Annotated in this window: 8 protein-coding genes; all 8 read right to left on the bottom strand. The window is 71.7% G+C overall.

The features are described 5' to 3' along the window. Positions 1–27 precede the first annotated feature (27 nt). The 8 genes from C5O79_RS11505 to bcsZ are packed head-to-tail and all read right to left on the bottom strand — an operon-like array spanning position 28 to position 12,379. Positions 28–225 carry a hypothetical protein gene (locus C5O79_RS11505; RefSeq protein WP_046545421.1) on the bottom strand — a complete coding sequence of 66 codons (198 nt, stop codon included), beginning with the start codon at positions 223–225 and terminating at the stop codon, positions 28–30. Next, positions 207–1,763 carry a cellulose biosynthesis protein BcsG gene (bcsG, locus tag C5O79_RS11500; RefSeq protein ID WP_122473808.1) on the bottom strand — a complete coding sequence of 519 codons (1,557 nt, stop codon included), beginning with the start codon at positions 1,761–1,763 and terminating at the stop codon, positions 207–209. The genes C5O79_RS11505 and bcsG overlap by 19 nt, the downstream gene beginning before the upstream one ends. Positions 1,764–1,790: 27 nt before the next feature. Next, positions 1,791–4,328, bottom strand: coding sequence for a UDP-forming cellulose synthase catalytic subunit (bcsA, locus tag C5O79_RS11495; protein ID WP_047850390.1), 2,538 nt, complete (start codon positions 4,326–4,328; stop codon positions 1,791–1,793). Beyond that, a complete protein-coding gene (gene bcsQ / locus C5O79_RS11490; protein WP_122473807.1) occupies positions 4,325–5,104 on the bottom strand; it encodes a cellulose biosynthesis protein BcsQ in 780 nt (259 codons plus the stop codon). The genes bcsA and bcsQ overlap by 4 nt, the downstream gene beginning before the upstream one ends. Then, positions 5,101–5,319 carry a hypothetical protein gene (locus C5O79_RS11485; RefSeq protein WP_046545418.1) on the bottom strand — a complete coding sequence of 73 codons (219 nt, stop codon included), beginning with the start codon at positions 5,317–5,319 and terminating at the stop codon, positions 5,101–5,103. The genes bcsQ and C5O79_RS11485 overlap by 4 nt, the downstream gene beginning before the upstream one ends. Further along, complete coding sequence (bcsE, locus tag C5O79_RS11480; protein ID WP_122473806.1) at positions 5,316–7,283, bottom strand: cellulose biosynthesis protein BcsE; 1,968 nt, start codon at positions 7,281–7,283, stop codon at positions 5,316–5,318. Before bcsE ends, C5O79_RS11485 begins: the two co-directional genes overlap by 4 nt. 9 nt (positions 7,284–7,292) lie before the next feature. After that, a complete protein-coding gene (locus C5O79_RS11475) occupies positions 7,293–11,174 on the bottom strand; it encodes a cellulose synthase subunit BcsC-related outer membrane protein (RefSeq protein ID WP_131931375.1) in 3,882 nt (1,293 codons plus the stop codon). Continuing rightward, positions 11,159–12,379, bottom strand: coding sequence for a cellulose synthase complex periplasmic endoglucanase BcsZ (gene bcsZ / locus C5O79_RS11470; RefSeq protein ID WP_047850393.1), 1,221 nt, complete (start codon positions 12,377–12,379; stop codon positions 11,159–11,161). Before bcsZ ends, C5O79_RS11475 begins: the two co-directional genes overlap by 16 nt.

Here is a 12,379-nt window from a genome sequence, read left to right as displayed (position 1 = left end):
CCGGCCCACATGCCGGCCGTTGTGCGTTTACCGCTTCAAACCCATCAGCTTCGCAAGCGTCGGCCAGCGGTCGAGCGATTCGATGAACGCGCGGCGCGCCTGCTCGTCGACGTAGCGCTCGGGATCGAGCGCAGGCAGATGCCGCGCGAGGCCGAGCACGTCGTTCGGTTGCGACAGGCGATCATCGTCGCTGTCGGCGGGGAGAATTACTGTTCGTCGATCCATACGCCATCCGGAGTTTTCACCGAGTAGCCCGCGGCCGTCTGCATCGTCACCGTGCCCTCGTTCTCGCCCACCATCCGCGTGCGCGGCAGGTCGGCCGCGTACTGCGCGAGCGTCGTGCCCGGCTTGAACGGGCTGTTCGACACGAGGTTCGACAGCAGTTGCGCGAGCGCGAGGAAGCTGGTCGGCTGATCGATCACGGTCGTCGCGCCGTGGTTGCCGGTAAAGCCGATGAGCCGCACGCCGACCGGCCCGTGCACGATGCGCGGCGTCGGAATCTCGCGCAGCCCCGCGACCTGGTTCTTGTCGCCGCGCAGCGCGGCGCCGTGCTCGGGCACGAACACGATCACCGCGCGGCGGCCCGATTGCGCGATCAGGTCGGCCAGGCGATCGAAGTCGTCCATCAGCTTCGTCACGCGCTGCGGATACGAGTCGATGCTCGTCAGCGCGCTGCCGACGACGCGGTTGCCGTCGTGCAGGCTGATCGTGTTGTAGTACAGCGCGACCGGGCCGGGCACCGACGCGCGCTGCGCGTACCAGTTCGCGAGCGTCGCGTAGTCGCTCTTGATCTCCGAGCCGTCGAACGCGTGCATCGCGACGGGCGCGGCCGCGTTCGACACCGGCGGCGCGTCGGGCACGCCGATGTTGTCGTGAATCACCTGCAGGAAGTTGTCGAAGTGACCGTCGTGGTTCAGCAGCGACTGCACCTTGTAGCCCGCGTTCGCCAGTTGCGAGAACAGGTAGCACTGCTGCGGCGCGGGCTTGTACAGGTCCGCATGCGCCTCCTGCCCGCAGCTCGCGCGCAGCACGCGAATCGCGGCCGGGCCGCTGTAGCTCGCGGCCGTGCTGAAGTTGTTGAACAGGTAGTCGAAGTGACTCAGCATCGGGTGGTTGCGCACCTTCGCGGCGTCGAGGTCGTCCCACGACAGCGAGCAGATGTGCAGCACGATCACGTCGAACTGCGCGGCCGGATCGTTGCCGAGATGGCCGAACGCGACCTGGCGCTGCGATTCCTGCGTGCGGAACGTTGCGAGCGCGGCGTTGTGATCCTCCGGCTGGCCGGCGAGCGTCGTGCCCATCGCGTTCGCCTGCTGCGGAAGCGGCGCGACGACGCGCGCCATCAGCCCGCTGCCGGCCTGCCACAGCGGCATCACGATCAGCACCGCCAGCACGAACGTCGCGACGCGCAGCCAGCGATTGACGATGAAATAGACGATCAGCGCGCCGGCCACCGTCAGCAGCAGCACCGGCGGCAGCAGGCGCGGCAGCAGCTCCATCCAGTACTCGAGGCGGAACGTGCTCACTTCGCGCGCGGCCTCGGCGAGCCGGGCGAGCGGCGGCGCATGCATCTCGCGCGCGAGCAGCGGCACCGCGATCGCGATCGCCACGACCTGCCGGACGATGCGCCACGCGCGCCGCCGGATCGGTGCGCTCGCCGCGAGCGCCACCGCGAACGCGAGGTTCGCGAGCCAGAACGGCTGCAGGTGCCCGGTCGCGAACAGCGCGAACTTCAGGATGAAATACAGATTCCAGAACGTCATCTAACCCACTCCATGATGAGCGCCGCGTCAGTCGCGCGCCCGATCGAGTTTCGGCGCCAGCATGGCCAGCAGGCCGCGCGCCGCACCCTTCCACATCCGTACGTTGCCGTCGAGGCCGATCCGCAACACTTCCTTCAGCCCGCCGAGCGGCGTATCGACCCGCTGGCCTTCGTGCCAGTCGAGCCACGCGTCCGCGCGGCCGAACGTGCATTGCACGAGCTGGCGCTCCTGTTCGAGCGTGAGTTCGTCGAAGCTCACGCCGACATGGGTCGGCGTCACGCGGCTCACGCGCACCGGGAACGGGAACGGCCGGTCGCCGCGCGTCACGCACACCGTCAGCGTGTCGCCGACGGCAAGCGGGAGCCCCGGCACCGCTTCGAGGCCGAGGCCGCCGGTCGAGTAGTCGCTCGTGAAGCACGCGGCCGTCGAGCCGTCTGCGAGCAGCAGCATGGCCGGCACGCGCATCGCGATCCGGTGCGTGACGCGCACCTGCTTGGTTTCGCGCGCCACGGCCAGCGCCGCGCCGAGCATCGCGAGGTTGTACACGGTCCAGCCGAGCGTGATCAGGATGGTCGATGCCTCGTCGCCCTGGTCGACCGCGAGCCGCCACAGGCCGGCGAGGATCGCGAGCACGTTCAGCCCGAACAGCACCAGATACGGCTTCGACGTCGACCAGTCGACGTAGCCTTCGTCGATCTTGCCGCCCTTGTCGGTCACGTTGAACTTGCCGTGCTTCGGGCTGAAGAACGCGACGGTGGTCGGCAACGCGATGTACCACGCGAGCACCGACTCGTAGACCTCGGCCCAGAACGAATGGCGGTAGCGCCCCTGCATCCGCGAGTTCGCGACGTTCGCGAGCACGAGATACGGGATCACGTAGCTCGCGAGCGCGAGCGCCGATGCGTTGATGAAGTACAGGTGGAAGAACAGGTACGCGAGCGGGATCGTCAGGAACACCAGCCGCGGAATCCCGTAGAAGAAGTGCAGCATCGCGTTGCCGTAGCAGATCCGCTGGATGAGGCCGAGCCCGCGCCCGAGGAACGGGTTGTCGATGCGGAAGATCTGCGCCATCCCGCGCGCCCAGCGCGTGCGCTGCTTCACGTGGCCCGCGAGGCTTTCGGTCGCGAGGCCGGCCGCCTGCACGGTCGGCAGGTACGCCGACGTATAGCCGCGCCGGTGCAGCTTGAGCGCCGTGTGCGCATCCTCGGTCACGGTCTCGACCGCGACGCCGCCCACCTCTTCCAGCGCGCTGCGCTTGAGCACCGCGCACGAGCCGCAGAAGAACGTCGCGTTCCACAGGTCGTTGCCCGACTGCACGAGGCCGTAGAACAGGTTGCCCTCGTTCGGGATCTCGCGGAACGTGCCGAGGTTGCGCTCGAACGGATCGGGCGAGAAGAAATGGTGCGGCGTCTGCACGAGCGCGCACTTCGGGTCGCGCAGGAACACGCCCATCGTCGTCTGCAGGAACGAGCGCGTCGGCACGTGATCGCAGTCGAAGATCGCGATGTATTCGCCATGCGTCTTCGGCAACGCGCGGTTGATGTTGCCGGCTTTCGCGTGGCGGTTGTCGTCGCGCGTCACGTAGTCGATGCCGGCCTCGCGCGCGAACGCCTCGAATTCGGGGCGCTTGCCGTCGTCGAGCAGATACACGCGCAGCTTCGCGCTCGGCCAGTCGATGCTCTGCGCGGCAAAGACGGTCGGCTTCACGACCGACAGCGGCTCGTTGTAGGTCGGGATGTAGATGTCGACGGTCGGCCAGGTGTCGGGATCGTCGGGCAGCGGCACGATCGGCCGGTCGAGCGGCCATGCGGTCTGCACGAAGCCGAGCAGCAGGATCATCCACGTATAGGCTTCCGCGCCGTACAGCAGGTAGCCGGCGACGGCCTCGACCGGGCTGCGGAAATCGAGCGTCTGCGTGGTGCGCCACCACACGTAGCGTACCGTCGCGAGCAGTGCGAGCGACGCGAGCGCGAGCGTCGGCAGATGGCCCGGCAGGCGGCGCAGCGCGAGCGCCAGCACCGCGACGATCGCGAAGAACGCGAACTGTGCGCCCGGCATCAGCGGCGACATCCCGGCCGCAGCCCACAGCAGCGCGCCGGCGACCAGCAGCAGCGGCGCGAGCCAGCGGCGCCGGCCGACGCCGTTCGCACGTGCATCGAGCCAGCCGCCCCAGCGCACCCACGGCAGGCGCGCGAGCATCGCGTCGATGCGCCGGCCGACCGCGCGCCCGGCCACGTAGACCGGCACGACATACTTGTCGAACCACGCGAGCGGATCGCGCACGGGCCGGCCGTCCGCCGCACGCGGCGCACGCACGATCGCGCGCCACAGCCATTCGCGCGGGCTGAGCGGCTGCAGCACGCCCCACTCCTGCGCCAGCCGCAGGGACGCGACGCGCACCCAGCGGCGCACGTGATCCGGCCGGCCGGGCGGCGGCGCGTGGAAGAACAGCCGCACGATCCAGTCGACCAGCGTGCGTTGCGCCGGCAACCCGATGCCGCGTGCGAGCCAGTCGGCCGCGCGACGGCCGACCGCACGCAGGCGCAGCGCGAAACCCGCGTTCATCGCGCCGCTCCGCGGCGACCGGCGGCGCCTGCCGCCAGCCACGTATCGACCCAGTTCGCGACGCCGTTCAGGTCGTGCGACGCCTGCGAATACGGCGCGTCGTCGAAGATCCAGCTGCCGCGCGCGAGCGCTTCGGGCACGGCCGCATCGACGTGGATGCGCTGCTCGAGCATCGACGCCGGCCCCGCGACGGCGCGCAGCATGCCGAGCGCGTCGCGCTGCATGTCGCGCGCCGGATTCAGCCGGTTCACGACGATCTGCAGTTCGCCGCCGCCGGCGCGCAACGTACCGAGCCGCGCGACCGTCGTCGCACACGCGGTCGGCTCGGGCGGCACGACGACGAGCGTCAGGTCCGCGCGGCGAATCGCCTGTTCGGCCTGCGTCGACGGATAGCGCGCAGTGTCGATCAGCACGACACCGTCGGCCGGCAGCCCGATCTCGTCGAGCGAGCGCGACAGCCACGCGGGATCGGCCGCGAGCCGCGCATCGCACGCGGCGGCGCCGGCCGCATCGACCTGCCCGTACGGGACGAACAGCACGCCGTCGGCATTGCGCCACGTATGCGCATGCCACGGCTCGCCGCCGCCGAGCACGCTCTGCGCGAGGCCATGCTCGGCCAGCGAGTCGAGGCCGAGCGTCGCGCCCATCAGGTTCTGTGCATCGAATTCGATGGCGACGACCGGCCGGCCGCGGCGCGCGAGCAGCACCGCGAGCGCGGCCGTGAGCGTGGTGCGGCCCGCGCCGCCTGTCGTCGACGTAATGGCGATCGTCTTCATCGGGCCGCCTCGCTGCTGCGCTCGCCGCGCTCCGCATCGGGCAGCAGCCGCCCGCGCAGCGCGACCGGCACGAGTTCGCAGGGCACCGCGTCACGCCGGTCGATGCCGCGCGGCGCATGAAAACCGCGGCCGATGCCGAGGTGCTGCGCGACGATCCACACCGGCACCGCGATCACGATGCCGACGATGAAACCGATGACGATTTCGGCAATCATGCGACTCCCTCCTTGCGCAGCGGCATCTCGCTGCGGACGGCGCTGCGCTTGCGCGCGGCGGGAATGACGGGTTCCTGCGCCGATGCATCGACAGCCGCGGCCGTCGGTGTCGCACCGATCGCCTCGAGTGCAACGATCGTATCGATCGCGTCGATCGCGCTGCTCACTTCGCTCGCGTCGGGCAACGCCACGCCGAGGTCGGTGCGCGCGGGCGGTGTGCGCGTCGCGCCCGCCGGCTGCGTGGCCGCGAACAGGTCACTGTAGTCGGCGATCGGCGCGCGCCGGTTCTCCGCCTTCAGCGCATTGAGCTCGGTGTCGATGCTGCCGTGCCCGAGGCATACGACACGGTCGGACAGCGTGTCGACCGGCACGTCGAAGATGCGCGCGAGCGCGTCCTCGGCATCGACCGGTTCGCACGCGAACAGGAACACGTACAAGTGTGCGGCATCGGCCGTCACGACGTCGCCTGCGCGGCGCGGCTTGCAATGCCGCAGCGCGTCGACGTGCGACACGCCCGGCAGCAGCGCGATCTTCGCGAGCGTGTGCGGCAGCGCGAGCACGGCGCCGCGATCGAGCACCGCGCGAATCCGCAGGCAGAACGCGCCGACCGGCAGGTAGCCGAGCACCGAATCGCCGAGCGCGGCCGCGAGCGCCGCACGATAGTCGGCCGCGACGGGCCGCGCATAGAGCTGGCCGCGCAACGCGTGCACGGCGGCCTGCATGCGCGACACCGGCAAATCGCGCGCGACGACGCGGCTCGCGCCGACGCTCAGCACGAGCACCTCGAACTGCTGGCGCAGCACTTCGCCGCGCTCGACGACCGCGATCTTCAGCGCACCGCCGCACTGCCGGCGCAGCGCGTGAACATCTGCGCACAACGCTTCGAGCTGCGCATGCGAGCGGAACACGAGCACCGCGGTTGCGGCCTGCGCATTCGCGCATGCGGCGACGACGGCCGCGTTGTCTTCGACGATCTCCCAGCCGTCCGGCGCGCGGTTCGTGCCTTCGAGCACCGCGCGGCTGACGACGACGCGATCCTCGTCGCTCGCGATCTTCATCCGGTGCGCGGGCTCGGTCGCACCACCGTCGACGTTCGCCGACAGACGGCCGCCCGGCGCGAAGCGCAGCGGCCGCACTTCACCGGCCGCAAGCGTGTCGCCCGCCCGCCAGAAATCGACGACCCACAGCAGCTCGCCGTGCGTGCGCTGCAACTGCGCGACGCCCGAGCAGATACCGTGGAAACCGCTGCGCGGCGTACGATCCGCATCGCGGACGAGCGGTGCGTCGTCGGAGCGCGCTTCACCGCCCGCACGGGTCGCTTCGGGATCGAGCAGCAGCACCAGCGCGATCCGGCGCGTGCGGCACCAGTCGGCGAGTGCGTGCGCCTCGTCGGCGAGCGCGATCGGGTCGTCCCAGCTGAACCAGCGCTGCGCGCCCTCGACGAAATACAGCGAGCGCGCGCGAAAGCCGTAGCGCTTCAGCGCGCGCAGGCCGCCGGTCAGCCGTGCGAACGGACCCGGCGCCGCGCGGCGCGGTGCGTCGGCACTCACGCCGGCGCCTGCGCCGTCACCGCTGGCCGGCTCGGTCACCGGCGGCATCGCCAGCACGTTCAGGTTGCGCGGCCAGCCGGCCGGCTGCGCGCCGCCCGCAAAGCCGCGCGCCTGCATCTGTTCGGCGACGTGCGCCGCATCGCGTGCGAGCACGACCGTCACGTCGCGCGTGCGCGCCTGTCGCGCGCTCTCCCACACGAGCGCATCGCAGGCCGGCGTGCCGCCGGCCGCGTAGATCGCGTACAGGCCGCCGGCTTCCAGCTGCGTCCACGTATCGGGCAAGCCGTCGATCGCGAGCCGGCTCACCGTGCCGGCGCGGCCGCCGGCCGGCCCCGTGCCCAGCAGCGCACGCAGGCGACCCAGCAGGCCGGCGGCGCCGAGCGCGGGACGGGTGGCATCGAGTTCCGTATTCACGGCGTTCCCCTAGTAATCCGAATAAAGCCGCACCGGCGTCGGCGTGACGAGCCAGCTGCGTTGCGCGCGCGCGTCGAACGCATAGCGCAGGTACACGAGCGCCGAACTCGGCGCGTAGTCGTGCGACCGGTCGACCTTCAGCTGCGCGCCCACGCTCAGGTGCGGGTTCACGCGGTACTCGACGATCCCGTTGATCCCGTACGAGAACGACACGCCGCGCGTCGAGCTGCCCGCGTACACGAACCCGGCCGCCACCTGCGCGGCCCGCTGGTCCGACGACATCGGGTAATACAGCGAATCCTTTTCGTAGCTGTTCGAGATCCCGCCCGTGACGGTGAGGTCCCACGACAGCGCATCGTGCCGCCCCGCCCATTCGATCGGCACGCCGAGCGACAGGTAGCGTTGCGGGCTGTAGTAACCGCCCTGCCCGTACGTGTAGTAGCGCAGGTTCTCCGCGTAGTGCCACGCGTTGCCGACGAGCCCGGTGCTGACCTTCATCGTCGCGCGCTCGTACACGGGCACCGTGAAGCCCGTGCGCAGCGTGACTTCCGCATTGCGTTCGACGTTGCGGCCGGACAGCACACCCGCGCCGAGTTCCGCGAATAGGTTCGTGCGGCCGACGTCGACCGACGCGCGCAGGTTCACGCCGTCGCGGCGCACGCCGCCCCAGACCGCGCCTGTCCATGGGTCGCGCATCCCCGAGTACGACAGCACGCTGCTCGTTTCCGGCCGCCGCGACGCATTCACCGAGAAGCTGGCCGGGCCCGCGTCGAAGCGATAGCGCACGCCGCCGACCAGGTAATGCACGGGGAAACCGAGCGGCGACGTGCCGAGATCGAAGCGCCATGCGTCCGTCAGATAGCCGGCGCCGAGCGCGACGCCGGTGGCCGTCTGGTGCAGCGAGCCCGGCGGATTCGCGATCGATGCGGGGGTCAGCGCGTTCTGCGCCTTGAGCGCCGCGTAGCTGCCGAACGTGCTGAGCGAATACGCGTTCGGGTTGCTCGTGTCGAGCGTGCCCGGGTCGAGATGCACGGTATCGATCTGCGCGAACACGTGCCCGTCGTAGCGGATCGGCATCTGGATGTAGATCGGCACCTGCTGCGCGCGATACGACGAGATGCCTTCGTCGCCCGACTTGTATGCGGGCATCCAGCCGGTTTCGATCTCGGGATTGCGCCGCTGCTGGAGATCCGCGAACGCGGCCTGTGCGGGCGTTAGTCCATCACGGCCCGGGCTCACGCCCGTCGCGCGCTCCTGCGCCTGCGACATCCGGTACAGCGACGCCGCATCGTCATAGCGCCCCTGCGCCTCGGCCACGCGGCCGGCCGCGACCGTCACATCGGGGCGCGACGGATATGCGGCATGCAGCCGGTCGGTCACCTGCCCGGCTTCGTCCGGACGGCGCAGCGCATTCAGGCGACGCACGGCCGACAGTTGCGTGTCGACGTCGTCGTCCGGCGTGCGTGAGAGCACCGCCTGCACGCGTGCAAGCGCCGCGGCCCGGTTACCGTTGTCCTCGTCGATGCGGGCCAGCGCGAGCTGCGTATCGGCATCGTCCGGCGTGCGCGCGACGACCGGCGCAAGCGCCGCGCGCGCCGCATCGTAATGGCCTTGCGCGCGTTCGAGATCGGCCAGTTCGAGCGCATAGCGCTTGTCCGCGTGGCCGGCCGGGCTCGCACGATCGAGCCGTTTGCGCGCCTGCGCGTAATCCTGCTGCGCGATCGCGTCGTCCGTCTGCCGCAGCACGAGCCGCAGCGACTGGTCCTCGATCCTCGCCGTCTGTGCAGGCGTCAGCGACGGCTCCCGGCGCAGCGTGTCGAGCCACGCGGCAAGCGCGTCGTCGCGCCCCGCGCTGCCGAGCAGGTCGCCGTAGCGCAGCCGCACGTCCGCGTCGGCTTCGCGCGGGTGCGCGGCGATCCAGTCGCGCAGCGGTGCGAGGCCGCGCTCGGGTTCGCCCGCGTCGATCCACTGCGCGCCGATCGCGGCGAGCATGTCGGGATCGTCCGGCGCACTCGCCTGCGCCTGCGCGAGCGACGCGGCAAACGCCGTGCGGTCACCGCGCGCGAGCGCGCCACGTGCGTCGGCCAGCGCAGTTTCCGCATCGAGCTTGCGCGCGAGCGCGCGCATCCCGTCCGAACGGTGTGCATCGTCGACCGGCGCGAGCGCGGCCTGCGCACCCGCGACGTCGTCGAGCGAATTGCGGTACAGCGCGGTCGCGTAGCGCATCTCGGGCGTCGCGCCTTGCGCAAGCCCGTCGTCCATCACCGTGCGGCCGAGCTGCGGCAACCCCATGTCGCGATAGAGGCGCGCGAGTGCGAAGCGCGTCCACGGGGCGTCCGGCGCCGCACGCACGGCCGCCTCGTAGCGCTGCGCGGCGGGCCCGCGTTCGCCTTTGTCGGCGAGCGCACGCGCCTGGTTCGCGAGCAGGTCGGCACGCAGGCCGTCGAGCGTGCGCCGATCGTCGCGGCCCGTCACGCGGCCTTGCAGCGCGTCGAGCAGCGGGCCGATCTGGTCCGCGCGGCCGGTGTTCTCGTACAGCGTGGCCGTGCCGCGCACGGCTGCGAGGTCCGGCGAACGCGCGGCCAGCAGTTCGCGCAGCAACGGCTCCGCGCGCGTCCAGTCGCGCCGCGCGAGCAACGCGTCGGCAAGCTGCAGCTTCGCGTCCGGGCTGCCCGGCTGCATCGCGAGTGCCGCGCGTGCGGCGCGCTCTTCGTCCTGCGGACGGCCTGCCGCGGCCGCCGCACGGCCTTGCGCGAGCAGCCCCCAGAACTGCGCGGTGCGCGCGAGGCCCTGCCATTTGCCGCGCTGGTCGGTCGAAAGGGTCGCGGCGCGCGTGAACAACGTGCGCGCTTCGTCGTGCCGCCCTTCGCGCAGGCGCAGCAGGCCGAGCCCGCCGATCGCGTCGGCGTCGTCCGCCCGCGCCCGCGCGGCGCGCGTGAGCAGCGGGTCGGCGCCAGCCAGGTCGCCGCGCGCGAGCGCCTGCAGGCCGCGCTGCTGCGCGATGTAGTCGGGATTGCGTTCGAGCTGGCGCTGCGCGTCGCGCTGGCGATCCAGTTCGGCGACGCGATCGACGAATTCGGTATCGTCCGGCACGAGCACGAGATAGGCATGCAGCGCGTCGAGATACGCGGGATCGCTGCCGGCCGACTGCAGCACGCGCCGCCACAGCGCCATCGCCTCCGTATGATCGGCGTCGGCGCGCTTCGCGAGCGCCCAGGCGATCCGGTTCGCCTCCGGCCGCGTGTCGGCGCGCTGGTTCAAAAGCCGCGCGAGCGCCATCGTCGCGCTCGTGTCCTGCGGATCGGCCGCGACCGCGCGGCGCAGCGCGGCGATCGCCGGCTCGCGTCCGCCCGGCGCATTCGACACGATCTGGTAGTACTCGGCGCCGAGTGCACCCGACGGCGCGCCGTTCGGAAACAGCGCGACGATCCGCCGGGCTGCCTCGTCGGCACGGCCGCTGCGCGCGAGCAGGCGGATCTGCGCCATCTCGCCGCGCCCGCTCGTCGCGACGCGGTACTCGTCAGCCACCCGCCGCGTGGCGGGCGCATTCGGCGACTGCGCCTGCAGGCGCGCGAGCGACGCCTGCGCGCCTTTCGCATCGCCGAGCCGCAACAGCACGCGCACCTGTTCGGCCAGCAGCTCGCGATCGCCCGGCGCGATCAGCAGCCCCTTGCGCAGGGCATCACGTGCGAGGTCGTCACGATGCTTGGCGCCCCACATCCGCGCGGTGTCGAGCTGACGCTGCGCATCGGCGGACGCGGCTGTCGCCGGCGCCGCGGGGTTCGCCATCGGCACGTCCGCGGCGGTGCCCGGCGCTGCCGCGCACACCGACGACGCGAGCCACGCGAATCCCGCGACGTGCGGCGCGGCGCGCTTCAGCGGGCGGCGCACGAGCGGCCTCCCCAGCGGGCGTCGAGCGTGCCGTCCGCGCCGAACCGGTAGCGCCCGTCGCGCCAGCCGAGCCCGAACAGCGTCAGCACGCTCGTGTAGTAACCGGGCGGCGACTGGCGCGCAAGCGCATCGACACGCGCCGCCTGGGCATCCGCGAGCGCGCGCTGGCCGCGTGCGTCGAGGAACGGCACGGCCGCCGCCGAGAACCCGCCGTTGCCGTCGTTCGGCCCGGCGACGCCCGTCGTCGTGTCGACCCTCTCCGGCGGCGCGCCATGCGCGGCAATGTAGTCGGCGAACGGCGCAAAACGCGCGAGCAGCGGCGCGGCGAGCGGATCGGCGCGGTCGAGCATGCCGGCCCACAGATACACGCGGATCGCGTTGTACGCGCTCTCCGCATGCGTGTCGCGATCGGGCCCGAAACCCGTGCCCGCGCGATACAGCGCCCAGTCCGGCGAGAAGCCTTTCGGTGCGGTGTCGAGCAGCACGCGGCCGGTGCTGGCGGCGAGCGCGGCCCAGCGCTTGTCGTCGGGCAGGCGCGCGCCGAGCGCACGGATCACCTGCGGCGGCGAATAGCTCGGATTCACGCGCCACTGGCCGTCGGCGAGCTTGAACCCCGTCGGCCCGGGCAGCAGCGTGAGGCCGAGGCCCGGCACGGTCGCCGTCTCGACGTCGAGCACGCGCTTCGCGAGCAGCGCGCCGCGCGCCGTGTAGCTGCGTTCGTGCCACAGCCGCCCGGCCTCGACGAGCGCATACGCGATCCACAGGTCGGCGTCCGACGCCGCGTTCGCGTCGAGCACGCGCCACGCGCCGTCGGGCGCGCGGCCCCACAGCCACGCGGGCAGGTGCGCGCTCAGGTCGCCCTGCGCGAGATTGTTCTCGGTCCATGCGAGGATCGTGTCGAACATGCGCCGGTCGTTCGCGACCAGCGCGAAGAAAAGTCCATACGCCTGCCCCTCCGATACCGTGCGTGAATCGGCCGAGCCGACGTCGATCACGCGGCCGTCGGCCGAGATGAAATCTCGCTTGAACGCGTCCCAGCGCGGCCACGCCGCGCTGCATCCCGCGTCGGCCGCACCGGCTCCCGCGGCCTGCGCGCGCGTGGCCATCCCGGCCGCCGCGCACGTCATCGCCACCGCCAGCGCGAGTGCCGCGCCGACGCGCCGCGCCGGCCGCATTGCCCGTCGCTTCGCCATTGCCCGCGCCAT

The sequence above is a fragment of the Burkholderia sp. SRS-25 genome (assembly GCF_004343765.1).
GTDB lineage: Bacteria > Pseudomonadota > Gammaproteobacteria > Burkholderiales > Burkholderiaceae > Burkholderia > Burkholderia contaminans.
The sequence above is the reverse complement of the archived record's forward strand: the minus strand, read 5'-3'. Positions and strand labels throughout refer to the sequence as shown.